Genomic DNA, 24,103 nt, shown 5'->3' with positions numbered 1-24,103 from the left:
CTGCCGCCCCCGCCCCCGCCGCCGCCGCGCCCGGCCCTGCCCCGCCAGCTCGCGGCCCGGGCCAGCCCGCCCCCTGCCGCGGCGCCCGCCCCCCGCGCCGCCGCGCCACAGCTCGATGCCATGCAGACCTTGCCCGGCAGCGCCATGATCCTCGGCGCCACCACGGGCGCCACGCCGCTCTTCCGCCCACCGGAGCCGCGCTACCCCAATGGCGCGCGCCTCCGCAACGAGACCGGTACCGCCCGGGTGCGGGTGCAGGTGGATGAGCAGGGCCGGGTGGCGGCGGTGGAAATCGTCACCAGCTCCGGCTCGGCCGAGCTGGACCAGGCGGCGCGCGAGTATTTTCGGCAATGGCGCTGGACCCCGGCGAAACGCGACGGCGTGCCGGTGGCCAGCAATGTCACCACTGCCATCACCTTCCGCCTCAACCGATAGGATCTGCCCATGGTGAAGCTGGATGTCATCGCGACTCGCGGCGGCGATGGCGGGGAGACCTCGCTGGGCGACGGCAAACGAGTGCGGAAGGATGCGCTGCGCATCGCCGCCATCGGCGCGGTGGATGAGGCGAATGCCGCGCTCGGCCTGCTGCGGGTGCAGACCGCCGGCATGGCGGAGGACGCCATGCTGGCGCGGCTGCAGAACGACCTGTTCGATCTCGGCGCCGATCTCTGCCTGCCGGGGGAGGGCGGGCTGCGCATCACCGCCGCCCATTGCGCCCGGCTGGAGCGGGAATTGGCGGCGATGAACGCCGAACTGCCGCCGCTGCGCAGCTTCGTGCTGCCGGGCGGCACCCCCGCCGCCGCGGCGGCGCATCTCGCTCGCACCCTGGCGCGGCGGGCGGAGCGCGAGGTGGTGGCGCTGGCGGCGGCGGAGCAGGTGACGCCGGAGGCGGTGCGCTACCTCAACCGCCTCTCGGACCATCTTTTCGTCCTGTCGCGCCGGCTGAACGGCAATGGCGCCGGCGACGTGCTCTGGGTGCCGGGCGCGGGGGGCTGAATCCCGTGCCCGGCGCGTGTCCTACAGCGCGAAGCGCGTGCCGAGGAGCAGGGTGCGGCCCGGCGTGACGAAGCCGTTCACCGGCTCCCACCGGCTGTTCGTCAGGTTGCGGCCCTCGAGGAACAGGGCGATCTCCGGCTTCCACTGCCAGGTGGCGGTCAGGTGGAAGACCGTGCCCGCCTTGTTGCTGCGCGGCGTGGTGAAGGCCGTGCCGGCATTGTCGTAGCTGGCGAAGGGGCCTTCCGGGCTGCGGCCGGTGAACAGCACGGTGGGCGCCAGCACCAGGTCCGGCAGCGGCCGCACCGTGCCGGTCAAGGTCACCACATGCTCCGGCCGCCGCGGCAGGCGGCGATCGGTGGTGGCGTCGAAGGCCTCGGTGATGGTCCAGGCGGCGCCGGCCTCCAGCCAGGGGGCGGGCCGCAGGGTCAGCGCCAGCTCCGCGCCATGGATGCGGGCGCGGTCGATGTTGACGTAGGTGCTGCTGCTGCCGTCGAAGACATTGACGATCTGGTCGCGCACCCGGCTCTGGAAGAAGGTCCAGCTTGCCGTGGCGAAGCGCGGCTGGCCGAACAGCGCAAGGTCGGTATCGGCCCCGATCTCCCAGCCCAGGCTGCGTTCCGGCTTCAGGTTCGGGTTGCCGGTGGAGGTGACGAAGCCGTCGAAGCGGCCGATGCCGTAGCGTTCGAACAGCGAGGGCGCGCGGAAGCCGCTGCCACCCGCCACGCGCAGCCTCGTGGCCAGCTCCGGCAGGGCATAGGCGGCGCCGAGCCGCCAGGTGGTCTCGCTGGTCGCGCCTGTCACCGCGTCGTGCCGGAAGCCGGCGGTGAGGTCGAGCCGCTCGCCCAGCCGGTACTGCACCGTGGCATAGCCGGCGGTGGTGTGCTGGCCGCCGCGCAGGCTGCTGACGAAATCGCCGAAGCCGCTCGGGAAATCCTGGCGGGAGCGCGCCTCCTCCAGCACGTGGATCACTCCGAAGCCGAGCGTGCCGTCACGCAGCGCCCCGGCATCCGGCAGGCGCAGCGTGTTGGTCCATTCGAGCCCGGTGCGGGTGCTGCGGTAGCGGCTGTCCTCTCGCGTCGGGTCGAGCGCATCGGGGAAGTTGGAGTAGCGCCGCTGCTGCTCGCTGCTGAAGATCCGCAGCCCCGTCGTCCACGAGCCCCGCCAGGGCCGGGTCTCGGCATGGATCTGGCCGTACCAGCGGCGGTCGAAGCCGCTGTAATTCGGGTCGTCATTCGGGATGTTGTCGAGACCGAATTTGGTTTCCCGCCAGCGCAGCAGCCCCTCGATGCGGGTGCCGGCCTCTGGGCTCCAACCCAGCCGCGCCGTGGTGTAGCCGCCGCGGAAGCCGTCGCGCTCGCCTTGCGAGCTGCTGAAGCGCGGCGCCACGGCATTGCTGCCGCGGGTGGAGAGCGACTGGCCGGAGAGCAGGTAGTCGAAGGCGCCCACCGTGCCGGCGGCGCCGAGCCCCGCGCGCAGCGTGTTGTTGCTGCCCGCTGCCAGCTCCCCATAGGGGGCGAAGCCGCGGTCCGGCGGGGCGCGGCGGGTGACGAGGTTGATCACCCCCTGGCCCGCCGCGCTGCCATACATGACGGAGAGCGGGCCGCGGATCACCTCGATCCGCTCCACATCCATCAGCAGCTCCTGGCTGAAATCGAAGGCGCCGGAGGGGGCGGCGGCGTCGTTGATCGGCACGCCATCCTGCAGCACCAGCAGGCTGGCTGAGCCGGCGCCGCGCAGGAAGCCGTAGGTGAGCTGGCCGAGCCCGCCCGAGGGGGCGAGGTGGAGGCCGGGGACGGTCGCCAGCGCCTCGGCCAGGCTCTGGGCGCCCCGGGCCTCGATCTCCTCCCGGGTGACGATGGTGACGGCGGCCGGGATCCGCTCCTGCGGCGTCGGCGGGCGGGTGGCGGTGACGATGGTCTCCGGCAGGACCGACTGCGCCCCGGCCGGCGAGGCGAGGGGCAGAAGCCCGGCGGCAAGCAGGCCGGCCCAGGGGGCGGCCCAGCGGAGGCTACAGGAGAGGGCCCTGGGAGGGGCCATGGGGAAGCGTCGCATCGGGTCCTCCGTTGCGGCGTTGACGAACGAGCCCCGGCCCGTATCGGGCCGGGACGACGGGCGTCGTTCCCGCAGACGGAGGCAGCCTGGGCGGGCCGCCTGTGATCCGGTGCGCCGGTGCTCCCCGCCCGGCACGCGCGAGACAACTCTGCGCCGGCCGGTCTCCTGGCTCGCGGTGAGGACCCGGACAGGTCCGCGCCCTGCCGCCTTCTCGCCCGCGAAGGCAATGGCATCTGGCAGGGCCACACCGCCTACAGTTGCGGGGGCAGCTACGGACTGGCAGGGCAGGGCCCTGGGCCACGTATTCCCGTTTCAGCCCTTGCGGGCCACCGGCGCATGCTGGGGGAATAGACGGGTTCGGGAACGGACGGAAGCGGGGTCGGGTGAAGTTGGGGGCTCTGCCCCAAGCCCCCGCCGGGGGGACCACCCCCCGGACCCCGGTCTGAGTCTGCTGGTTCAGCCTGTCGACTCATATCGGAACAGGCCAGGCCCCAATCCGTTCACGGCTCCACGTGCAGGAAGCGCGCTGCCTCCGGCGGCTCCTCGCCCCGGTGCAGGGCGGCGGCGCGGGCGAGGGCGGCGCGGTCCCATTCGGTCAGCCGCGCCTCCTCCCGCAGATGCTCCGTCCAGCTCCCCACCAGCCACAACTCCACCCAGCGCTCCGGATGGGCGACATCCTCGTAAAGCCGCCAATCCCCGCCGCCGGCGCGCAGTCGCACCCGTCGCACCTCCTGCATCGCCGCCAGGAAGGCCTTGCGCTGCGCCGGGTCGACCCGGTAGCGCACCACCTCCAGCACTCGGCCGGAGCGCTCGCCGAGCATGCCGCGCAGCTCCTCCGCCGGGGCTTCTGGCACGGGCATGGCCGGGGCCTCGGCGGCCGGCGCCGGGGCGAGGGCCACGGCATCGATCCGCCAGCCGCGGACGCCGAAGGCGGCAATCGCCCCGCCGATCGCCGCCGCCCCCAGCGCCAGCGGCACGCCGAAGCTGCCGCCGATCCAGCCCGAGAGCGCGGAGCCGAGCGCCATGACGCCGAAGAAGCTGAGCTGGTAGATCGCGATGGCCCGCGCCCGCACCCAGCCCGGCGCGGCCAGCTGCGCCGAGGCGGCCAGGGTGCTCCCGGCAGTGATCCAGGAGGCGCCGTAGAGCACCATGCCGAGCGCGGCGAGCGCCCAGTGATGCGCCAGCGCCATCAGCCCCATGGCCAGCGCGCCGAGCAGCGAGGCCCAGAAGACCGTCGCGCTGCGGTCCATCCGGCTGCGGAGCGAGGGCAGGGCGAAGCCGGCGGCGACCGCCGCGCCGCCCATGCAGCCCAGCATCAGCCCGAAGGCCTCCGGCCCGAGGCCGAGCTGCTGGCGGACCAGCAGCGGCAGCAGGCCCCAGACCGCGGCGGAGAAGAGGAAGAAGGTGCAGGCCCGCAGGATGGCCGCCCGCATCGCCGGGCTGGCGGAGACGAAGCGCAGCCCCGCCCGCATGGCGGAGACCAGGTGCTCCTTCGGCCCGCGCCGCGGCGCTTCCCGCGGCTTCCAGGCCAGCAGGGCGAGGATGAGGATGAGGAAGGCGACGGCGTTGAGGGCGAAGGCGGCTTCCGGCCCGGCCCAGGCAATGGCGAAGCCGCCCAGCGCGGGGCCGAGGGCGCGGGCCAGGTTGAAGCCGATGCCGTTCAGCGCAATGGCGCCGACCAGATCCTCCCGCGGCACCAGTTCATTGGTGGTTGCCGCCCAGGCGGGGAAGTTCATCGCGCTGCCGGCGCCGATCGCGAAGGTCAGCGCCAGCAGGCCCCAGGGGCCGATGGCATCGGTGAAGGTCAGCGCCGCCAGGATCAGCGCCATGGCCAGGATCCAGGCCTGGGCGAGCAGCAGGAAGAGCCGGCGATCGACAATGTCGGCGAGCGCGCCGGCCGGCAGGGCCAGCAGGAAGACCGGCAGCATGGTGGCGGCCTGCACCAGGCTGACCAGCATCGGGCTGGGATCGAGGCTCGTCATCAGCCAGCCGGCGCCGGTGTTCTGCATCCAGCCGCCGATATTGCTGGCCAGCGTCGCCAGCCAGAGGGTCCGGAAGACGGAATGGCGCAGCGGCAGGAAGGCACGCGGCGTGGGGATGGGAAGGGCCATGCCACGCCTTCTGCCCGGCTCGGCCCGGCACGCCAAGCGAAAGCCGCGCGATAAGAATCGTTCTGCCATTTCCACGGATATCCCAGGTGCCCTCGCGGGCGGGCGACACGATACCCGGGCGGGTGGATATGGCCGGCGGCGGGAGAAGCTTCACCGCCGCGCGCCACCGCCCGCGGCGCTGCCGGGCGCCGTGGCGGCAGCCGAGAACGCCCGGCGCGGCCCGGGGAAGGGAAGGCAGCCGGTCCCGCCAGGCCGGTTCCTCCGTCCGGAGGGTGCCGGCGGGACATGCCCGGGCACCGACCGGGCCGGCGGCAGCGGGGCCGCAGCCTCCCCTGCCGGCCAGGGCCCCGGCCTTTTGGCCTGGTCCTACCGCAGCAGGGGTGACACGAGCAGGAGGACGGCGAAGCTGCCGACGGCCGCCGCTCCGACCCGCGGCACCGCCCCGCTCCAGCCTTGCCGGCCGGCGGCGCCGCCGAGGATCGCACCCGCCATGATCCATGCGGTCGCCGCCGACACCAGCAACGCCAGGAAGCCGAGCATATAGAACGGCCAGACGCCGCCCCCCGCCCCGAAGGGCAGGATTCCCAGCGCGAAGACGATCGCCTTGGGGTTCAGCAGCGTCGTCACGAAGACCTGGCGCGGAGTCACCATCGCCCCGGTCGCCAGCACCGCCCCGCCACGGCGCCACAGGCGCAGGGCGAGGAACAGCAGGTAGAGGCCGACCGCGATGCGCAGCGCGGCGGCCAGCAAGGGCGCCCCGGCCATTGCCGGGCCGAGCACCAGCCCGAGCGCGAGGATGGAAATGCTGTACCCCGAGGCTTCGGCGGCGATCAGCGGCAGGGAGCGCCGCACCCCGACCGTGGCCCCGGACGTGGCCAGCAGCGTGTTGGTCGGGCCTGGGGTGCCGAGGACGGTCAGCACGGCGAGAACGAACAGAATGGGGTCTTCCATGCGGTCTCGCGCGCCCTCTCGTCAGAAGCCCGTGCCGCGGCGCAGCTCACCCGCCTTGTCGCACCGGCCAGGGTGATAGGCGGATGCGGGTCGGGCTAGAACTCCGCGTCGAGATCGAGCTCGGCGATGCCGGGCTCCGGCTCGCGCAATGCGGCCTCCATCCATTCCTGCACCGGCGCCCAGGCCAGGATGATCCGCGCATAGGCCTCGCAGGGCCCGTCCAGCGCCACGTCATAGGTGCGGAAGCGGCAGACCACCGGGGCGAACATGGCATCCGCCACGCTCGGCGCCGCGCCGAACAGCCAGGGGCCGCCCCATTCCGCCAGGCAGTCCCGCCACAGCTTCAGGATGCGGTCGATATCCGCCCGCGCCGCGGACCAGATGGTGAAGTCCGGGATGTGCGCCCTGAGGTTCAGCGGCAGGGTGGAGCGCAGCGCGGCGAAGCCGGCATGCATCTCCCCGCTGATGGCGCGGCAGCGGGCGCGGGCCAGCCGCTCCGCCGGCATCATCTGCCGCTCCGGGTAGCGCTCATTCAGGTATTCGGCGATGGCCAGCGTGTCCCACAGCTCCGCCCCCGCATCGCTGAGGCAGGGCAGCAGGATGGAGGAGGATTGCAGCAGCAGCTCCGCCCGCGCCCCGGGGTCCTCCGGGTCCACGGTCCGGACGGTGAAGGGGATGCCGGCCATCCGGCACAGCAGGAAGCCGCGCATGGACCAGGAGGAGTAGTTCCGGCTGCTGATATGCAGCACGGCCGGCGCCCCCGGCGCGGCGTCCTCCGCCAGGGCGGGCGCCGCCGGCGCTGCAGCCCTGCGGCGCTTCGGCTCGGCCATGCCTCACACTCCCCGGAATCGTCGCTCGCGCCAAGGCTAGCAGCACCTTCGCTGTTGCGAAATGGTGCATCGCTGGCACATTGGCAGGCCGCACCCAAGCCGGACGGTGCCGACGGAGACCGCGCCCTTCGATGATCTATACGCTCTTCCAGGCCCGGCAGGACATGCTGACGCCGCTCCGGCGCCTGGCCCGCGGCTGGGGCGGCATCCTCTCCACCTTCGAGGGGAGCCATCCGGCCTTCTTCCCGCTCCGGGCCGGCCGGGCGGCGCTGGAGGTCTTCGCCGATTTCGCCCTGACGCATCGCCGCCCGGAATTCGGCATAACCAGCGTCAGCCAGGGAAATGAGGCGGTGGCGGTGCAGGAGGTGGTGGCGCAGGCCACCCCCTTCGCCAGCCTGACCCATTTCCGCACGAAGAACAGCGGCCGCTTGCCGCGGGTGCTGGTGGTGGCGCCGATGTCCGGCCATTTCGCCACCCTGCTGCGCAACACCGTGCAGGTGCTGCTGCAGGACCACGACGTCTATATCACCGATTGGCACAATGCCCGGGACGTGCCGCTCACTGAGGGCCGCTTCGGCTTCGACGAGTATGTCGAGCATATCATGGAGTTCCTCCGCCTCCTTGGCCCCGGCGCGCATGTGCTGGCGGTGTGCCAGCCGGTGGCGGCGGTGCTCGCCGCCGTGGCGCTGATGGCGGAGGACCGGGACCGCGCGACGCCGCGCAGCATGACGCTGATGGCCGGCCCGATCGATGCGCGCGTCAAGCCCACCAAGGTCAACGACCTGGCCAACAGCAAATCCATCCAGTGGTTCGAGCGCAACCTGATCTCCACCGTCCCCTGGCGGCACCGCGGCGGCGGCCGGCGGGTCTATCCCGGCGCGGTGCAGCTCACCGCCTTCATGGCCATGAATGCCGGGCGCCATGCCCGCGCGCATCACGAGCAATTCCTCAACATCCTGGATGGCGAGACGGCGAAGGCGGAACAGCACCGGCGCTTCTATGAGGAGTATTTCGCCGTCATGGACCTGCCGGCGGAATTCTACCTGGAGACGGTGGCGACGGTGTTCCAGCGCCACGACCTGCCGCTCGGCAAGCTGGCCTGGCGCGGCCGGAGGGTGCGGCCGGAGGCGATCCGCCGTACCGCCATCATGACGGTCGAGGGGGAGAAGGACGATATCTGCGGCATCGGCCAGACCATGGCGGCACTCGACCTCTGCCGCGGCGTTCCGGTGACGATGAAGCGCCACCATCTGCAGACGGGCGTCGGCCATTACGGCGTCTTCAGCGGCCGGCGCTGGGCGCTGGAGATCTATCCGCGGGTGCGGGAGATGATCCAGGCCTATTCCGACGCGACATAGCGTGCCGGTCCCGGCCTGCCGCCGCCAAGCATCTGCCGCGTCCCAGCCAGGGGAAGGCCGAGCGGCGTCTCGGGCGTCGCGCGCATCCGAACGGCCGGTTGCTGTGGGGCCAAGGCGAGGGCCGGACGGAGGCGCGCCCCGCCTCTCGCTTGGCCAGGACATGCCCGGACTTGACGGGGTGCGGGTCGCCGCGGCGCCCTTCGACCATGGCCGTCACCCGTCGCGCGATTCGGGTCCAGCCATGGCCGTGGCACAGGCGGTCATGCCCTGAAAGGAGGGAGGATGGAGCGGTTCTTCGGCCTGGCCGAGCGGGGGACGACGGTGCGGACCGAGGCACTGGCGGGCGCCACCACCTTCCTCACCATGGTCTATATCGTCATCGTCAATCCGGGAATCATGGCGGCGGCCGGGATCGACCAGGGCGCGGCCTTCGTCGCCACCTGCCTTGCCGCGGCCATCGGCTCGGCGCTGATGGGGCTGCTTGCCAACCTGCCCATCGCCCTCGCCCCGGGGATGGGGCTGAACGCCTATTTCGCCTTCGCCGTGGTGCTCGGGATGGGCATCTCCTGGCCGGTGGCGCTGGGGGCGGTGTTCCTCTCCGGCCTCATCTTCTTCGCCGTCTCCGTGCTGCGCATCCGGGAATGGCTGATCGGCGGCATCCCGCTCTCGCTCAAATTCGGCATCGCCGCCGGCATCGGCTTCTTCCTCGGCCTGATCGGGCTGAAATCCATGGGCGTGGTGGTGGCGCATCCGGCGACGCTGGTCGGCCTCGGCAAGCTCACCGAGCCGGCGACCCTGCTCGGCGTCTTCGGCTTCCTGCTGATCGCCTCGCTCTCGGCGCGGCAGGTGCCGGGGGCGATCGTGCTCGGCATCCTCGTCACCGCGGCGCTCGGCCTGCCCTTCGGGCTGACGACGTTCGAGGGGATGGTGAGCCTGCCGCCCTCCCTCGCGCCGACCTTCCTCCAACTCGACATCACCGGCGCCCTGGCGCTCGGCGTCGGCGGGGTGATCTTCACCTTCTTCCTCGTGGACCTGTTGGACAATACGGGCACGCTGATCGCCACCACCCACCGCGCCGGGCTGATGCGGCCGGATGGCAGCGTGCCGAATCTGGGCCGTGCGCTGATGGCGGATAGCGGCGGGGCGGTGATGGGTGCGGTGCTCGGCACCTCCACCACCGTCAGCTACATCGAGAGCGCGGCGGGCATCCAGGCGGGCGGCCGCACCGGGCTGACGGCGCTGGTGGTGGCGCTGCTCTTCCTGGCCGTGCTGTTCCTGGCACCGCTCGCCACCGCCATCCCGGCCTTCGCCACGGCGCCGGCGCTGCTTTTCGTCGCCTGCCTCATGGCCCGGGCGCTGGGCGAGCTCGCCTGGGACGATGCGACGGAATACGTCCCGGCGGTGATCACTACGTTGGCCATGCCCTTCAGCTTCTCCATCGCCACCGGCATCGGGCTGGGCTTCATCACCCATGCGGTGCTGAAGACGGCGGCGGGGCGGGCGGCGGAGGTTTCCGGCGCGGTCTGGCTGCTGGCCGGGCTCTGCGCGGTGAAATTCGCCGTCACCTGAAGGGCAGGCGAGGGGCGGCAAGGGCCGCCGTGCCTCCTGCGCGGCGGGCCTGGTGGCGGGCGGGGTGCGTTGCGCTTCCCCAACACTCCGCGGCCCTGGGCATTCCCCGGCCTGCGGCCTGATCGCAGGCGGCACGCCGATTGGCGCCCCGCGGCCGGCAATTTTGTGCCGGCCCCTGCCGCGCCCGGCTCCGTACCGGCGGGCCGTCAGGCCTCCGCACGCTGCCGCCGACGGCGCGGGCGCTGCTGCAGGGCGAGACCCAGCAGGCCGGCACCGAGCAGGGCCATGCTCGCCGGCTCCGGCACGGGCGTGAAGGAGACCAGGGCGAAACTGGCCGACACCGTTGTGCCGCTCGCTTCGCCGGGATTGATGCCGGAGCCGAAGTACTGGAAGTGGCCGCGGTTGAAGCTGGCATCATCCAGCGTGACGCGGAGGATCCCGGAACCGGCATTGCTGGAGAAGCCGAGGTCGATGGGCGAGGCTGTCCAGTCCAGCACGCCCCGCCCGGCGGTGAGTAGGTTGAGGAAGCCGCCGAAGACGAGCTGCCCATCCGTGCTGCCGCCGACGTCGCTGGTGAAGCCGGGCAGGGGGGCGGTGAATTTGAGTTGCAGGTTGAAGGCCTGGGACAAGACGTCGTCCAGGTCGAGGCTGCTCTCCGGGGTCCAGATCCGGAAGAGCTCGAAGCTGACGCCGGGGCCGCCGGCGGTCAGGTCGAAGTTGCGCGGCAGGCCGACGGGCTGGGTCGAGATGATGAGACCCTGGCCGGTATTGGCCGTGACCTCGATGTTGTTCAGCGTGAAGTGCACCGGTGCCGCACCGGCGGCGATCGGGGCCAAGGCCAGGGTCAGCGCTGCGGCCGCCGCAAGATGAGGCATGCGCATGTCGGTCCTCCTTGGGCCGGGATCGGGGAGATAGCCAGGCGCCCGGCCGGGACCGGTTTGGCAAGCGTCGTGCCGGAGATAATTTGACGTTGATTCAAAGTCCTAGGAGAAGAGTTTTACTCGCGACAGCGTGCCTGTAAGATATTTCGACAGAATCCGCCCGTATTACTGTGATTTTTGTGCGGATAGGAAGAAACGAAATCGGAATGGAAATACATTTCGGCAACCGAAAAATATCTTCTCTATGAGGTGTGATCCGGCCGCCCGGCACGGTGGCTGGCGGCAATTGGCGGCGGCTGGCAACTCTGTTTCCCTAGGCCCGGTCAGCGCTCCGAGGAATCTCCATGCAGCCCATCTGCCTCAGCTTCGACAACGGGCCGGAGCCCGAGGTGACGCCCCTGGTGCTGGAGGTGCTGGCGCGCCGCCGCATCCCGGCGATGTTCTTCGTCCTCGGCAGGCATCTGGCCGATCCGGCCCGCCGCGCCCTGGTGGAGCGGACGCGGGAGGCCGGGCATCCGGTGGGCAACCACACCTTCAGCCATGGCGTGCCGCTCGGCCGGCGGCCGGGCACGGAGGCGGTGGCGGAGATCGCCCGCACGGATGAACTGCTTGGCGAGCTGCGGGAGCCGCGGCGCTATTTCCGCCCCAATGGAGGCGGCGGCGCGCTCGGCCCGCATCTGCTGAACCAAAGCGCCGCGCGGCACCTGCAGGCGAGCGGCCATACGGTGGTGCTGTGGAACGCCATCCCGCGCGACTTTGCGGAGCCGGAGGAGTGGCCCGCCACCGCCCGCGCCCAGCATGCGGCGGCGACGGCGCCGGTGCTGATGGTGCTGCACGACCTGCCGAACGGCGCCATGCGGCATCTGGACCGGGTGCTCGGGGAATGGCAGGACCGGGGCGTGGAATTCCTGGTCGAGCCGCCTGCGGCCTGCGTGCCGCTGCGCGCCGGCCTGCCGCAGCCCGGCTTTGCCCAATATGTCTCGGAGGACAGCGCCCCATGACCCGCCGCGCCCTGCTGGCCAGCCTGCTGGCCACGCCCTTGGCCAGCGCCTTCGCCAGTCCCCGGGCAGGCGCCGAGGCGCAGCCCGCCGCCTGGCCGGACCGGCCGATCCGCATGGTGGTGCCCTTCGCCGCCGGCACCACCACGGACATCCTCGGCCGCATCGCCGCGGCGGCCATCTCCAAGGGGCTCGGCCAGCCGGTGGTGGTGGACAACCGCACCGGCGCCGGCGGCACGGTGGGGACGGCCGCGGTGGCCCAGGCAGCACCGGATGGCTATACGCTGCTCTGCGGCACCAGCGGCACCATGGCGACCAACCCGCTGATCATGCCGGGTATCCCCTATGATCCGGTGAAGGGCTTCGTGCCGATCGTCAGCTTCTCCCGCACCCCGGTGGTGCTGGCGGTGCGGCCGGCGCTGGGGGTGGCGAGCTTGGCGGAGCTCCTCGCCATGGCCTGCAAGCGGTCGGTCTCGGTCGGCACCGCCGGCACCGGTACCACCGGCCACCTGACCACGGCGCTGATCGAGCTGCGGACCGGTGTGCCGCTGACCCATGCGCCCTATCGCGACGGGGCGCGGGCAGTGACCGACCTGCTGAACGGCACGCTGGATTCCATGGTCTATCACCCGCTGGGCTTCCTGCCGCATATCCGCAGCGGCGCGCTGCGGCCGCTCGCCACCACCGGGGAGAAGCGGCATTTCCTGCTGCCCGAGGTGCCGACGCTGGTGGAGTCCGGCCTGGCCGGCGCCATCGTCGAAGGGTGGTGGGGCGTCTTCGCGCCGGCCGGCACGCCGGCGCCGGTGGTGCACCGGGTGAATGCGTTGGTGAATGCCAGCCTCGCCGATCCCGCCACCAAGGCGGAGCTGGAGCGGCAGGGGATGGAGACCATGGGCGGCACGCCGGAGCAGCTTGCCGCCTATCTCCAGGCCGAGATCGCCCGGCAGAAGGAGGTGGTGGAGGCCGCGAAGATCACCGCGGACTGAGACCCGGCCCGGACGGTCCTGACGGCCCGAGCCGCTATCAGGCGGGAGAGGCGGTGTGGCTGCGAGCGCCGGGCGCAAGGGCGAATCGGTTGCGCGCCCATGGACCGGCACCGGTCCGCGTTTCGGGCAGCCGGCATGGAACCGGTGGCCTGTGAAGCCGGCCGGGAGCGATGGGCGGCGGCGCGCAGGGCCTGGAAGGTGCCGCCGGCCTGTGACCGCCCGAAGGTGGCCGCAGCGGACTGGCATGCTGCTCTTCGCCGTGCGCCGTCTCTGAGGTCACGCCATCGATGTTCCGTGGGCGCCTGCGGCCCGTCGCGGCTGGCCCGATCAGGCGCCGGAAAGGGTCAAGCGGGGCCAGCGAGTCAGCCAGGCCTTCTCCGCCATGCGCCGCCGGAAGATGGCGTGCTTCGGTCCGGTGGTGAAGCCGGGCGTCGGGCGCAGCACCAGGCTGAACAGATCCTCGAGCCCATGCGGCGCCAGGATCTCGCACGCTTCGCCGTGGCGCCGAGCGGCCACCGCCGTCGCCGTCTCCGGCCAGTGCCGCAGCGCATCCTCCACCGAGCCATAGGGCGCATCGCCATTCCGCACATGCATCCGCGCCTGGTTGCGCACGGACCAGGCCAGGGACGGCTCCATCGCCCGCAGCGCCGCCTCGGCCGCCGCATCCGCCGCCGGACTGGCGTGGGCCGGCGCGTGCCAGGCCACATCCACATCGCCGTCATGCGGCGCGGCCCGGCCATGCAGCGCGTCCCAGACCGCGTTGCGCAGGAAGCCGGCGCCGATCCAGCCGCCGCCGGGCAGGTCGAGCGCCGCCACCAGGCCCAGCGCCCGCCAGCGCACCGCATCCGCCCGCAGCAGCGCGGCGAGCCGCGCCGCCAGCGTCACGCCGGGCGGATCGGCGGGCCGAAGCCGTAGAGCCGGGCGGGATTGTCCACCAGGATGGCCTGGCGCTGCGCCTCCTGCGGCGCCCATTCGCCCAGCGCATCCAGCAGCACGCCGTCATCCGGAACCTGCAGCGGCGGCCACATGGAGGGGTGGGGCCAATCGGTGCCCCAGACGCAGCGCTCCGGTGCCGCGCGCAGCATTGCCCGCGCCATCTCCGCCACGTCGCGGTAGGGCGCGCCGGCGGAGGAGCGGTAGCCGCAGAGCTTCGCCCAGGCACCAGCCTCCAGCAGCCGCAGCAGGGCGCGGAAGCCGGCCGAGTCCACCCCGCCTTCGCTGGCAAGCACGCCGCCCATATGGTCGATGACGACCGGCACGGGCAGCCGCTTCAGCACATCCTCCAGTGCGATCAGCTCCGCCGCATGGGCGTAGAGCTGCAGGTGCCAGCCGAGCTGCGCCAGCTTCTCCCCCAGCGCCTCGAGCTGCTCCAGCGGCGTGCCATTGCCGGAGACGGCGTTGAAGCGCACGCCACAGGCGCCACGCGGCGACATGGCCTTCAGCGCCGGCAGATCGAAGCTCTCATCCACCACGACCACGGCGCGGGCGCGGTCGAGGCCCATCGCCTCCACCGCGTCGAGCGTCACCGCATTGTCCGTGCCGTAGATGCTCGGCTGCACCACCACGGTGCGGGAGAAGCCGATGGCGTTCAGCATGTCGAGATACATGCCGATCGAGGCCTCGGGCGGCGTATAGCCGCGGCCCGGTGAGAGCGGGTAGCGGTGATAGGGCCCGAAGATATGCATGTGGCAGTCGGTGCTGCCGGGCGGGGCCTTCCAGCCCGGCTTCGAGGTGACGGGCAGGGGGCCGGGGCAGGGGCGGGTCATGGCGAGTCCTCCGGCCCCGGAGTGTGGCCCGGAACTACTGGCGCGGCCAAGCCGCGCTGGGGCCAAGCTGCGATGTGGTCCTGGCGGGTGGACCGGCAGGCAGGGCCCGGCCGCCTGGCGCCGGCGGCCGGCGGTCTGGGCCGGCTCCTCCCAGGCGATCAGCCGGGCGCCGAGGGGAGGGGCGTCGCCGCCTCGCTCTCCGCGCAAATGAATTCGCCGGGGGCGCCGAACACCCCGGCCGCCCAACCGGTCCCGCAGATCCTCCAGCGGGCTATGCAGTGTCCCGACGACGTCCTGCCGCATGCGCCTCGGCTCCCGATGGTTGCATGCGAGCCATCCGGGAGCCGCTCGGCCTGGCCGCGCGAGGCGCCCGTTGGCGCGGGCAGCGGTGCCGGGCCCTGGCGCCTCGCCGCCCGGGGCGCGGGATGCGGGATGCGGCGCGCCAAGGGGGGAGGGGGTGTCACGCGCGGCCGCGTCGGTGGCCCCCGGCGCAGCCGCCGCAACGCGACCGGCCCGGCGGCTCGCAGGGCCGGCTGGGCCGCGTCACGACCCGGCGGAGGTCACTCCGCCGGCGCGATCGAGGCCACCTGCCGTCCGCGCGTCTCCGGCAGCAGCAGCAGCCCGATGACCATCACCCCATAGGCGGCGAAGGCGAAGATCGCGATGGCCGTGCCCAGCGGCAGCTTCTGCGAGAGGAACCCGACCATCGCCGGGAAGAGCGCGCCGATCGCCCGGCCGACATTGTAGCAGAAGCCCTGCCCGGTCCCCCGCACCTCGGTCGGGTAGAGCTCCGTCATGAAGGGACCCATGGCGGAGAACATCATGTAGAGGATGAAGCCGAGCGGCGCCGCCAGCACCAGCATCAGCTCGTTGGAGATCGGCAGCGTCACATAGGCGACGACCGAGATCGCCGAGCCCACCGCCGAGAGCAGGAAGGTGCGTTTCCGCCCGATGGCATCCGCCAGATAGGCGCCGGCGAGGAAGCCGAACCAGGCGCCGAGGATGTGCACCAGCAGGTAGCTGCCGGTGTTCAGCACCGAAAGCTGGCGCTCCGTGCGCAGGAAGGTCGGCAGCCAGACGGAGAGCGCGTAGGAGCCGCCCTGCGCGCCCGTGACCATCAGCGCCACCTTCAGCGTGGTGCCCAGATAGGGCGGCCGCAGCACGGTGAAGAGCTGGCCGAAGGGCGAGGCCTTGGGCGCCGCGGCCTGTTGCCGGGCGATGAAGACATCCGGCTCATCCACATGCTTGCGCACGTAGAAGACCAGCAGCGCCGGCGCGAGGCCGATCCAGAACATCGTCTTCCAGGCCACCGCCTCCGGCAGTGCGGCGAAGATGACGGTGTAGAGCAGCGCCGCCGCGCCCCAGCCGAGGGCCCAGCCGCTCTGCACCAGACCGACGGCGCGGCCACGATACTTGTCCCGGATCACCTCCCCCATCAGCACCGCGCCGGCCGACCATTCGGCGCCGAAGCCGAGGCCTTGCAGGGCACGGAAGATGAAGAGCTGGTTGAAGTCCTGCGCGAAGCCGCAGAGGAAGGTGAAGACGGCATACCACAGGATGGTGATCTGCAGGACGCGCACCCGCCCGTAGCGGTCCGAGAGCGCGCCGGCGAGCCAGCCGCCGAAGGCCGAGATCAGCAGCGTGACCGTGCCGAGCATGCCGGCATCGGCGCGCGAGATGCCCCAGAGGGTGAGCAGCGTCGGGATGACGAAGCTGAAGATCTGAACGTCGAGCGCATCGAGCGACCAGCCGCCGAGGCAGCCGACCATCGTCTTGCGTTCCTTGTCCGTAAGGTCGCGTAGCCAGCCGAGCATTGCGGCGTGGTCCCTTTCCTGCGCGGGCAATCCTCCCGGCAGGCGGGCCCGCTGACGTTTCCCGGCGCGCGGAGTCTGCACTCCGATCCGGGCACAGCCTGCGAAGCATTGAGAGCGGTTGTCAAATCGGGGCGTCGGCGGCACTCCCGTCGGGGGCTGCCGGCAGTGCCGGCAGCCACCCCTCCGACCTTTGGCCCGAGCCTATTTCCGGCCGGCGGCGAAGCGGACGGCTTCCTCGGCGGCGCGGAACAGGGCGCGGGCCTTCTGGCGGGTTTCCTCGTATTCCGCCTTCGGGTCGCTATCGGCGACGACGCCCGCGCCGGCCTGCACATGCATGACGCCGTCCTTCACCAGCGCCATGCGCAGCCCGATGCAGGTATCCATCCCGCCATCGACGCCGAAATAGCCGAAGCCGCCCGCATAGATGCCGCGGCGGGAAGGCTCCAGCTCCTCGATGATCTCCATGGCGCGCACCTTGGGCGCCCCGGTCAGCGTGCCCGCCGGGAAGCCGCCGGCCAGGGCGTCGATGGCGGTGAGGCCGGGGCGGAGGCGGCCCTTCACCTCGCTCCCGATATGCATCACCTGGCTGTAGCGCTCGATCTGGAACTGGCTCGTCACCTTCACGCTGCCGATGGCGGAGACGCGGCCGACATCGTTGCGGCCGAGATCGAGCAGCATGAGGTGCTCCGCCCGCTCCTTCGGGTCGGCCAGCAGCTCCGCCTCCAGCGCCTTGTCCTCCTCCGGCGTCGCGCCGCGGCGGCGGGTGCCGGCGAGCGGGCGGATCGTCACCTCGCCATCGCGCAGCCGCACCAGGATTTCCGGGCTGGCGCCCACCGCGGCGAAGCCGGCGAAGTCGAAATAGAACAGGAAGGGCGCCGGGTTGATCCGCCGCAGCGCGCGGTAGAGCGCGAAGGGCGGCAGGGCGAAGGGCGCCGAGAAGCGCTGGGAGGGGACGACCTGGAAGCAGTCGCCGGCGCGGATGTATTCCTTCGCCTTCTCCACCGCCGCCATGAAGCCGGCCTCGGTGAAGTTGCTGGAGGGCGCGGGCGGCGGCGGCAGGGAGACGGGCGCGGCCGGGCGGGGCAGGGGGCGGTCCAGCGCCGCCTCCGCCTCATCGAGGCGCGCTTCCGCTGCCTCATAGGCCGCGCGGACATCGAGGCCGGGCGCCGGCCAGACCGTGGTGAAGAGGGAGAGCGCATCCCGCACATGGTCGAACACCGCGACCAGGGTGGGGCGCACCAGCACCGCCTCCGGAATGCCGAGGACATCCGGATTCTCGGCCGGCAGCCTCTCCATCAGCCGGACCATGTCGTAGCCGAGATAGCCGAACAACCCGGCGGCAATCGGCGGCAGACCGGGCGGCAGCGGCAGGTGGTTGGCCGCGAGCAGGCGGCGCAGGCTGTCCAGCGCCGCCTCTCCCGCCGGCTCGAAGCCATGCGGGGCGGCCAGGGCATGGCGGTTGATCTCCGCCTCGCCGTTGCGGCAGCGCCAGATCAGGTCGGGCTCCATGCCGATGGCGGAATAGCGGCCGCGGGCGGCGCCGCCCTCGATGCTCTCCAGCAGGAAGGCGTTGGGCCTGCCCTGGGCGAGCTTGAGGAAGGCGCCGACGGGCGTGTCCAGATCCGCGACCCGCTCCCGCCACAGCACCTGGCCCTGCCCGGCGGCAAGACCAGCGCTGAAGGTGGCGAAATCGGGGCTCGGCATGGGATGGGTGTCCTTCTCGAGGATGCGGGGATCCGCAGCACCGTCATGGCGGGGGCGGGGCCGGGCATCAAGGGCGCTGATGTGAAAAGCCGGTCGAGGAGGGCGCTGCCCTCCTCGAGCTCCACCCGCCAAAGGCCGAAGGGCCTTTGGAAACCAATAGTTTAAGGCTGGGCGAGCTGGTCCACGAGGCGGGGGTTGACGCGGACATCCGCGCGGGCGCGGAGCGCCGCCAGGAACTGGACTTCCAGGTCGTTCCCGACCGCCTGCGTCGCTTCCTGCCGCACTCGGGCCAGCAGGGCCGGGTCGGCATCGGGATCGGCCTGGGTCACTTCCGTGAGCTGCGCCACGGCGAAGCCGGTGCGGGTCGGCACCATCGTCGCCTCCCTCGGCTTCAGCTCGAAGATCGGGGCCAGCAGCTCCGGCGGCACGCCGGCGCCTTCCCGCTGGTCGCGGCGCAGCGCGCCTACCTCGCGGAAGCCGAGGCCGGCCTCGCGCGCCGCATCGGCCAGGCTCTTGCCCTCCTTCGTCGCCTGCAGCAGGCCGGCGGCGCGGGTTTCCTGGGTGCGGCGCTTCTGGTCCTCGAGGAAGGCGGCGCGGACCTCCGCCTCCACGCTCTCGAAGGGCCGCAGGGCCGGCGCGGCCACATCCTGGATGGTCACGGCGACGAAGCCGGCCTCGGTCTCCGCCAGGCGCGGGGGAGCGCCGCGCTCGGTGGTGAAGATGGCGCGCAGCAGCGGCTCCCGCGCCGCGGCGATGACGGGCAGCGCCACCTCCTTGCCCTCGGCGTCATGGCCGCTCGCATCCAGCGTCACCTTGGCGAAGCCGAGCTGGAACCGCTGCGCCACCTCCTCTAGCGTCGCGCCGCCGGCCAGCGCATCCTCCACCTTGTTCGCCCGCTCGAAGGCGAGGTCGGCGGCCTTCTCCTGCGCCAGGTCACGGCGCAGCGCGTCCCGCACCTCGGCCAGCGGGCGGGTGCGGCCGGCCTCGATCTTCTCCACCCGCAGCACGTGCCAGCCGAAGGGGCTTTGCACCGGCGCCGTTACCCCGCCCACCGGCGCGGCGAAGGCCGCCTCGGCCAGCTCCGGCAGGGGCAGGCCGTCCCGGGAGAGGGTGCCGAGTTCCACCGCCTGGCCGCCTGCGCTCTGGGCCTCAGCCGTCACGGCGGCGAAATCCGCGCCGCCGGCCCAGCTCGTGGCGATCTCCTTCGCCTTCGCCTCGTCCGGCACCACCACCTGCTGCAGGGTCCGCTGCTCGGTCGCCTCATACTGGTTGTGCCTCGCCTCATAGGCGGCTTCCAGCTCCTGCTCGGTCACCTCCACCTGGCGGGAGAGCAGGTCGGCGGTCAGCACGGCGACGGTCGCGGTCCGCATCTCCGGGGTGGAGAAGCGCTCCGGGTTGTTCTCATGGAAGCGGCGAAGCTGCGCCTCCTCCGGCGCCGGCGGCTCCGGCGCATCGGCGGTGTTCAGGGCGACGATTGTGACGGCGCGCTGCTCCGCCAGCCAGCGCAGCAGGGGCTTGGCGAGGGCATCGGGCGCCGCGGCGCCGGCGCGCACCGCCTGGGCCACCTGCTGCCGCGCCAGATCGGCCCGGACCAGCGCCAGGAAGGCGGGCTCCGAGAGGTCGTTGCTGCGCAGGAAGCTCTCGAAGACCGGGCGGCTGAAGCGGCCATCCAGGCCGCGGAAGCCGGGAATGCCGAAAATGAACTCCCGCACCGCCTCGTCCGGCACGGCGAGGTGCAGCCGCTGCGCCTCCGCGCGCAGCACGCGGTCCAGCACGAGCTGGTCCACCGCCTGCTCGGTGACGGCGCGGCGGATGCGCGGGTCGTTCTCGAACTGACCGCCGAGCTGGCGGGCCAGGCGCTGCATCTCCCGCCTTGCCGCGGTCTGCACTTCCGGGATCTCGATCGGGGAGCCGTTCACCCGCGCCACCGAATCGTCGCGGCCGAAATTACGGACCATGTCGCCGACGCCCCAGATCGCGAAAGAGGCGATCAAAAGCAGGAAAAGCAGCTTCGCGAACCAGGTGCCGGCGAGGCGGCGGAGGGCAGTGAGCATCGCTATCCGTGCGGGTTTCCGGCCGGTTGCATAGCCTTTCGGGGGCAGGTTGCCAAACCGGCCGCCCCCCGGTAGCGGGGAAGGCGGGAGACAGGCAGGAGGATAACCGTGACCCCAGGGGTGCGCCCGCTGATCGCCGGCAATTGGAAAATGCATGGCTCGCTGCGCGAATGCGCTGCATTGGCCGGGGCGGTGCGGCAGGGCGCGGCATCGGCGCCGCCGGCGGCCGACCTGCTGGTCTGCCCGCCTTTCCCCTATCTGCCGCTGGTGGCCGAGGCCCTGCGGGGCGGGGGCATTGCGGTAGGGGCGCAGGATTGCCATGCGGCACCCAAGGGCGCGCATACCGGCGACGTCTCGGCGCCGATGCTGAAGGATGTGGGCGCCACCCATGTCATCCTCGGCCATTCCGAGCGGCGATCCGATCACGGCGAGACGGATGCGGCGGTGCGTGCCAAGGCCGAGGCGGCGCTGGCGGCTGGGCTGATACCGGTGATCTGCGTCGGCGAGAGCGAGGCGCAGCGGCTGGCGGGCGACGCCGAGACGGTGGTGTCCGGCCAGCTCGAGGGCAGCCTGCCGGAGGGTTTCGCCGCCGCGGGCGGGGTGGTGGCCTATGAGCCGGTCTGGGCCATCGGCACCGGCCGGACGCCCACCGAGGCGGAGATCGCCGCCATCCATGGCGCCATCCGGACCGGGTTGACCCGGCGCTTCGGCGCTGCGGGCGGGACGCTGCGGATCCTCTATGGCGGCTCGGTGAAGCCGGGCAATGCGAAGGGCATCCTTGCGCTGGCGAATGTGGATGGCGCGCTGGTCGGCGGGGCCAGCCTCGTCGCTGCCGATTTCCTCACGATCGCCCGGGCCTGCTGACTGAGGCCGGTCCAGGGGGCGCTTGCCCCCTGGCAAGCGGGATCCGGGGAGGACGGCGTCCTCCCCGGTGCAGGCTCACTCGGCGGCGAGGCGCTGGGTGTTCAGCAGCCCTGCCTCGACCAGCGCCTGTCCGATCCGCCGGATTTCCGCCTCGGTCAGCTTCTTCAGCGGCGGCCGCACCACAGCGCGCGGCAGCTTGCCCAGCAGCACCAGCGCTTCCTTCATGCGGTTGTGCATGTCGAAAAAGGGCTCGGCGTAGAAGGCCTCGGCGGTCGGGCGGATGCGCGCATCCAGCGCCTGCGCCGCGTGCATGTCCCCCGCCTGCACCGCGGCGAAGAGCCGCGCCTGCAGCTCGGCGATGACGGAGCCCGAGCCCGAGAGCAGCCCCGCCGCCCCGGTGACGAGGGAGGCGAAGAGCCAGGAGCTGTGGGTGCTGAGGACGTTCACCGGGCGGCTGAGCCCCTGCAGCACGCGGATATGCCGCGCCGCCAGCGCTGGGTCGTTGCACCAGTCCTTGATGGCGCGGATGGTCGGAACCTCCTCGGCCAGCTTCACCAGCGTATCCAACGGATAGGTCAGTCCGGTCACGGCCGGATACTGGAAGACGATCAGCGGCAGATCCGTGGCCGCCGCGATGTGCCGCACATGGTCCGCCAGGCAGTCCGGCCGCGCCGCATTGCCGCGTGCCAGCACGCCGGGCGGGAAGACCAGCAGCGCAGAGGCACCGCCCGCAGCCGCGGCCTTGGCGAGCCGCACCGCCTGCAGCGTGCCATCGGCATAGACGCCGTTCACCACCGGCAGGCGATCACCGATCTCCTGCAGGGTCAGGTCCAGCACGCGCTCCTGCTCCTCCGGGTCGCAGGAGGCGACCTCGGAGGCATGGGCGTTGGTGGTGATGGCGGTGATGCCGGAGGTGGTTCCGACATCCCTGAGATGCGCGCGGTAATTGGCCGCGTCGATAGAGAGGTCGTCCTGGAAGGGCAGCAGCACGGCGGGGATGACGCCGTGCGGGACATAGCCGGGAAAGCGGGCAGCCATGACGTCCTCTCCTTCCTTTTTTGATCCCCACGCAGCCGCTGCGCGGCTCCGCGGGGACCCTGGGATTCCCTCAATGCCGTAGGCCCCGCACAGCCTTCCGCGGCGAAGCCGTGGAAGGGCAACGGGCGCGCCTAGGTCGTCAGCTTGCTCTTCTTCGCGCCCATGCCGCGCATGAAGCGGTCGCGGATCTGGGAGGGATCGCGCTCCGTCTGCCCGGCCGGGCCCTGCTCGTCCAGCTTCAGGCCGATGAGGTGCGGTCCGTCCGCGGCCAGGCAGTGTTCCACCAGCCGCTCGAAATCCGCCTCATCCGCGGCCCAGGCGGCGCTCTGGATGCCGCAGCCGCGGGCGATGGCGACGTAGTCCGTCCCGCCTGCCGCCGGCGTCGCCTGGCCGCCGGTGATCTGGTAGGTGCCGTTGTCCATCACCAGGATGACGAGGTTCTTCGGCGCCTGGGTCGCCACCGTGGACAGGCAGCCGAGCTGCATGAGCAGCGAGCCGTCGCCCTCGATGGCGAAGACCTTCCGCTGGGGCTGGGCGATGGCGACGCCGAGGGCGATCGGGATCGCCAGCCCCATGCTGCCTAGCATGTAGAAATTCTGCGGCCGGTGGCCGGCGGTGAAGAGGTCGAAATTGCTGTGGCCGATGCCGCCGATTACGGCCTCGTCCCGGTGCAGCTTGGCGACCAGCCGCTTCGTCAGGTCGAAGCGGTACATGCGCTTGGCGTTGTGGGCGGTGGTGACGCTCATCGTCTCAGCCCCCCGCCTTCACGGGGTTGGCCTTGCCGCCGGTCAGCAGCGGCGAGAGGATCAGCGCCGCGGGCTGCTGCGTGCTGATGGCCTGCCGGATGGTGCGGTCCACGATGAAGCCGCATTCGTCGAGCCGGGTGATCACGTGATGCTCCATCGCCAGCGCCTCCAGCGTCGGGCGCATGGTCCGCCACACCGCCGCCTGGCCGATATTGAACTCGCCCAGCGTCCCGCGCTCGCTGATCATCATCAGCGCCGGGATCTGGAAGGCGCAGGGCAGGCTGGCCAGGACATTCGCCAGGGTGGCGAAGCCGCTGGTCTGCATCAGCGCCATGCCGCGCATGCCGGCCATCACCGCGCCGCAGACGATGCCGATCGCCTCCTCCTCCCGCGCCGTGGTGAAGGCGGTGAAGAAGGGATCGGCGTGGATGGCGTTGATCAGCGGCTTCAGCACGTTGTCGGGCACATAGGGAATGAGGCGGATCTCATTCGCCTTCAATTGTTCCACGACGATCTCATGCCAGGGTTGCATACCCGGGACTCCTCTACTCGACCGCGATCCTGGCCTGCCGGATCACCTCGCGCCAGAGGGGGACCTCCTTCGCCACCCGCGCCTTCAGCCCCTCCGGCCCTTCGCCCACCACCGGGACGCCGCCGAGCCGGTAGCGCTGCTGCACATCCGGCTTCGCCAGCACCTGCAGCGTGGCCTTGGCCAGCTTGTCCACGATGGGCGCCGGGGTGGCGGCCGGGGCGTAGAGGGCGTTAAAGGTCTCGGAGACCGCATCCTCCACCCCCAGCTCGGTCAGGGTCGGCACATCCGGCAGGTCCGGGCTGCGGGTCGCGCCGGTCTGCGCCAGGACGCGGATCTGGCCATTGCGCTGGGCGGTCTCTACCTGCCCGCCCTGGCTGGCGATCAGCACCTCCGTGGTGCCGGAGAGGATGGCCTGCACCGCCGGCCCGGCACCGAGGAAGGGGATGTGCTGGATCGGCGCGCCCGTGCGCAGCTTCAGAACCTCGCCCGCCAGATGCGGCGTGGTGCCGATGCCGGGGGAGGCGTAGTTGAAGCGGTCCGGCTGTGCCTTGGCCGCGGCGACCAGCTCGGCCAGGGTCTTGATGCCGGTATCCGGCCGCACGCAGACCAGGTTGGGGGAGGCGCCGAGCGTCGCCACATAGGCGAAGTCCTTGAAGGGATCATAGGGCGCGTTGCGGTAGAGGCTGGCATTCACCACGAAGACGGAGCTTGCCACCAGCAGCGTGTAGCCATCCGCCGCGGCGCGCGCGACGTAGCCGATGCCGATATTGCCGCCGGCGCCGGGACGGTTCTCGATGACCACCGGCTTGCCGAGAATTTCGCTCAGCCCGGGCCCAACGATCCGGGCGGAGAG

The 24,103-nt window shown here is 71.8% G+C and carries 21 protein-coding genes and 1 riboswitch; of the genes, 7 read left to right on the top strand and 14 right to left on the bottom strand.

Annotated elements, in window-relative coordinates; genetic code table 11:
• On the top strand, positions 1-435 hold a 435-nt coding region (locus NJ376_RS04770), incomplete at its 5' end, for an energy transducer TonB (protein ID WP_252952086.1).
• A gap of 9 nt (positions 436-444) precedes the next feature.
• A complete protein-coding gene (locus NJ376_RS04765; protein ID WP_252952085.1) occupies positions 445-996 on the top strand; it encodes a cob(I)yrinic acid a,c-diamide adenosyltransferase in 552 nt (183 codons plus the stop codon).
• A gap of 21 nt (positions 997-1,017) precedes the next feature.
• Here NJ376_RS04765 and NJ376_RS04760 read toward each other — a convergent pair whose 3' ends face one another.
• The 4 genes from NJ376_RS04760 to NJ376_RS04745 all read right to left on the bottom strand — a co-directional run bounded on the left by NJ376_RS04760 (position 1,018) and on the right by NJ376_RS04745 (position 6,940).
• On the bottom strand, positions 1,018-3,033 hold the full coding sequence (locus NJ376_RS04760; RefSeq protein WP_252952084.1) for a TonB-dependent receptor plug domain-containing protein: 2,016 nt from the start codon (positions 3,031-3,033) through the stop codon (positions 1,018-1,020).
• 153 nt (positions 3,034-3,186) lie between these two features.
• Positions 3,187-3,397: riboswitch (cobalamin riboswitch) on the bottom strand.
• Between the two features lie 151 nt (positions 3,398-3,548).
• On the bottom strand, positions 3,549-5,159 hold the full coding sequence (locus NJ376_RS04755) for an MFS transporter (protein WP_252952083.1): 1,611 nt from the start codon (positions 5,157-5,159) through the stop codon (positions 3,549-3,551).
• 366 nt (positions 5,160-5,525) lie between these two features.
• Complete coding sequence (locus NJ376_RS04750; RefSeq protein ID WP_252952082.1) at positions 5,526-6,110, bottom strand: lysine transporter LysE; 585 nt, start codon at positions 6,108-6,110, stop codon at positions 5,526-5,528.
• A gap of 95 nt (positions 6,111-6,205) precedes the next feature.
• The gene (locus tag NJ376_RS04745) at positions 6,206-6,940 is read right to left on the bottom strand and encodes a glutathione S-transferase (RefSeq protein ID WP_252952081.1); all 735 of its coding nucleotides are present in this window, start codon (positions 6,938-6,940) and stop codon (positions 6,206-6,208) included.
• Positions 6,941-7,071: 131 nt separating this feature from the next.
• On the opposite strand from NJ376_RS04745, the gene NJ376_RS04740 reads away from it, so the two are divergent.
• Both NJ376_RS04740 and NJ376_RS04735 read left to right on the top strand, forming a co-directional pair.
• On the top strand, positions 7,072-8,298 hold the full coding sequence (locus NJ376_RS04740) for a polyhydroxyalkanoate depolymerase (RefSeq protein ID WP_252952080.1): 1,227 nt from the start codon (positions 7,072-7,074) through the stop codon (positions 8,296-8,298).
• A gap of 282 nt (positions 8,299-8,580) precedes the next feature.
• Entirely contained in the window at positions 8,581-9,867 is a 1,287-nt protein-coding gene (locus NJ376_RS04735) for an NCS2 family permease (protein ID WP_252952079.1), read from the top strand.
• Positions 9,868-10,073: 206 nt separating this feature from the next.
• Here NJ376_RS04735 and NJ376_RS04730 read toward each other — a convergent pair whose 3' ends face one another.
• Positions 10,074-10,748 (bottom strand): PEP-CTERM sorting domain-containing protein, encoded by a 675-nt coding sequence (locus NJ376_RS04730; protein ID WP_252952078.1) that lies wholly within the window; start codon positions 10,746-10,748, stop codon positions 10,074-10,076.
• A 344-nt stretch (positions 10,749-11,092) separates the two neighbouring features.
• On the opposite strand from NJ376_RS04730, the gene NJ376_RS04725 reads away from it, so the two are divergent.
• Positions 11,093-11,749 (top strand): polysaccharide deacetylase family protein, encoded by a 657-nt coding sequence (locus NJ376_RS04725; protein WP_252952077.1) that lies wholly within the window; start codon positions 11,093-11,095, stop codon positions 11,747-11,749.
• Positions 11,746-12,732, top strand: a complete 987-nt coding sequence (locus NJ376_RS04720) for a Bug family tripartite tricarboxylate transporter substrate binding protein (RefSeq protein WP_252952076.1) — start codon at positions 11,746-11,748, stop codon at positions 12,730-12,732. The genes NJ376_RS04725 and NJ376_RS04720 overlap by 4 nt, the downstream gene beginning before the upstream one ends.
• 327 nt (positions 12,733-13,059) lie before the next feature.
• On the opposite strand, the gene NJ376_RS04715 is transcribed toward NJ376_RS04720, so the two are convergent.
• The 5 genes from NJ376_RS04715 to NJ376_RS04695 form a co-directional block, all read right to left on the bottom strand.
• Positions 13,060-13,617 (bottom strand): nucleotidyltransferase family protein, encoded by a 558-nt coding sequence (locus tag NJ376_RS04715; protein WP_252952075.1) that lies wholly within the window; start codon positions 13,615-13,617, stop codon positions 13,060-13,062.
• Positions 13,614-14,498, bottom strand: a complete 885-nt coding sequence (locus NJ376_RS04710; protein ID WP_252952074.1) for an amidohydrolase family protein — start codon at positions 14,496-14,498, stop codon at positions 13,614-13,616. Before NJ376_RS04710 ends, NJ376_RS04715 begins: the two co-directional genes overlap by 4 nt.
• Positions 14,499-15,058: 560 nt before the next feature.
• The gene (locus tag NJ376_RS04705; RefSeq protein WP_252952073.1) at positions 15,059-16,312 is read right to left on the bottom strand and encodes an MFS transporter; all 1,254 of its coding nucleotides are present in this window, start codon (positions 16,310-16,312) and stop codon (positions 15,059-15,061) included.
• 201 nt (positions 16,313-16,513) lie between these two features.
• Positions 16,514-18,016 (bottom strand): anthranilate synthase component I, encoded by a 1,503-nt coding sequence (trpE, locus tag NJ376_RS04700; RefSeq protein WP_252952072.1) that lies wholly within the window; start codon positions 18,014-18,016, stop codon positions 16,514-16,516.
• A gap of 161 nt (positions 18,017-18,177) precedes the next feature.
• Entirely contained in the window at positions 18,178-20,070 is a 1,893-nt protein-coding gene (locus NJ376_RS04695; RefSeq protein ID WP_252952071.1) for a SurA N-terminal domain-containing protein, read from the bottom strand.
• 120 nt (positions 20,071-20,190) lie between these two features.
• Between NJ376_RS04695 and tpiA the strand changes: the two genes are divergently transcribed.
• Positions 20,191-20,934, top strand: coding sequence for a triose-phosphate isomerase (tpiA, locus tag NJ376_RS04690; RefSeq protein WP_252952087.1), 744 nt, complete (start codon positions 20,191-20,193; stop codon positions 20,932-20,934).
• Between the two features lie 75 nt (positions 20,935-21,009).
• Here tpiA and NJ376_RS04685 read toward each other — a convergent pair whose 3' ends face one another.
• The 4 genes from NJ376_RS04685 to NJ376_RS04670 form a co-directional block, all read right to left on the bottom strand.
• Positions 21,010-21,972, bottom strand: coding sequence for a dihydrodipicolinate synthase family protein (locus NJ376_RS04685; protein WP_252952070.1), 963 nt, complete (start codon positions 21,970-21,972; stop codon positions 21,010-21,012).
• Between the two features lie 131 nt (positions 21,973-22,103).
• Complete coding sequence (locus NJ376_RS04680; RefSeq protein WP_252952069.1) at positions 22,104-22,718, bottom strand: thiamine pyrophosphate-dependent enzyme; 615 nt, start codon at positions 22,716-22,718, stop codon at positions 22,104-22,106.
• 4 nt (positions 22,719-22,722) lie between these two features.
• Positions 22,723-23,250 (bottom strand): decarboxylase, encoded by a 528-nt coding sequence (locus tag NJ376_RS04675; protein WP_252952068.1) that lies wholly within the window; start codon positions 23,248-23,250, stop codon positions 22,723-22,725.
• A gap of 13 nt (positions 23,251-23,263) precedes the next feature.
• The coding region (locus tag NJ376_RS04670; protein WP_252952067.1) for a Bug family tripartite tricarboxylate transporter substrate binding protein at positions 23,264-24,103 on the bottom strand (840 nt) is incomplete at its 5' end.

The organism is Siccirubricoccus soli (genome assembly GCF_024178315.1).
In the GTDB taxonomy this organism is placed as follows: Bacteria; Pseudomonadota; Alphaproteobacteria; order Acetobacterales; family Acetobacteraceae; genus Siccirubricoccus; species Siccirubricoccus soli.
This window is presented reverse-complemented; position numbering and strand designations above follow the sequence as displayed.

Excerpts from the sequence above, each read along its gene's own strand:
- NJ376_RS04750 (WP_252952082.1), bottom strand. The coding sequence starts at position 6,110 with ATGGAAGACCCCATTCTGTTCGTTCTCGCCGTGCTGACCGTCCTCGGC.
- NJ376_RS04685 (WP_252952070.1), bottom strand. The coding sequence starts at position 21,972 with ATGGCTGCCCGCTTTCCCGGCTATGTCCCGCACGGCGTCATCCCCGCC.
- NJ376_RS04765 (WP_252952085.1), top strand. The coding sequence starts at position 445 with ATGGTGAAGCTGGATGTCATCGCGACTCGCGGCGGCGATGGCGGGGAG.
- NJ376_RS04720 (WP_252952076.1), top strand. The coding sequence starts at position 11,746 with ATGACCCGCCGCGCCCTGCTGGCCAGCCTGCTGGCCACGCCCTTGGCC.
- NJ376_RS04730 (WP_252952078.1), bottom strand. The coding sequence starts at position 10,748 with ATGCGCATGCCTCATCTTGCGGCGGCCGCAGCGCTGACCCTGGCCTTG.
- NJ376_RS04760 (WP_252952084.1), bottom strand. The coding sequence starts at position 3,033 with ATGGCCCCTCCCAGGGCCCTCTCCTGTAGCCTCCGCTGGGCCGCCCCC.
- NJ376_RS04680 (WP_252952069.1), bottom strand. The coding sequence starts at position 22,718 with ATGAGCGTCACCACCGCCCACAACGCCAAGCGCATGTACCGCTTCGAC.
- NJ376_RS04695 (WP_252952071.1), bottom strand. The coding sequence starts at position 20,070 with ATGCTCACTGCCCTCCGCCGCCTCGCCGGCACCTGGTTCGCGAAGCTG.
- NJ376_RS04675 (WP_252952068.1), bottom strand. The coding sequence starts at position 23,250 with ATGCAACCCTGGCATGAGATCGTCGTGGAACAATTGAAGGCGAATGAG.
- NJ376_RS04755 (WP_252952083.1), bottom strand. The coding sequence starts at position 5,159 with ATGGCCCTTCCCATCCCCACGCCGCGTGCCTTCCTGCCGCTGCGCCAT.
- NJ376_RS04735 (WP_252952079.1), top strand. The coding sequence starts at position 8,581 with ATGGAGCGGTTCTTCGGCCTGGCCGAGCGGGGGACGACGGTGCGGACC.
- NJ376_RS04745 (WP_252952081.1), bottom strand. The coding sequence starts at position 6,940 with ATGGCCGAGCCGAAGCGCCGCAGGGCTGCAGCGCCGGCGGCGCCCGCC.
- NJ376_RS04725 (WP_252952077.1), top strand. The coding sequence starts at position 11,093 with ATGCAGCCCATCTGCCTCAGCTTCGACAACGGGCCGGAGCCCGAGGTG.
- trpE (WP_252952072.1), bottom strand. The coding sequence starts at position 18,016 with ATGCCGAGCCCCGATTTCGCCACCTTCAGCGCTGGTCTTGCCGCCGGG.
- NJ376_RS04740 (WP_252952080.1), top strand. The coding sequence starts at position 7,072 with ATGATCTATACGCTCTTCCAGGCCCGGCAGGACATGCTGACGCCGCTC.
- NJ376_RS04705 (WP_252952073.1), bottom strand. The coding sequence starts at position 16,312 with ATGCTCGGCTGGCTACGCGACCTTACGGACAAGGAACGCAAGACGATG.
- NJ376_RS04710 (WP_252952074.1), bottom strand. The coding sequence starts at position 14,498 with ATGACCCGCCCCTGCCCCGGCCCCCTGCCCGTCACCTCGAAGCCGGGC.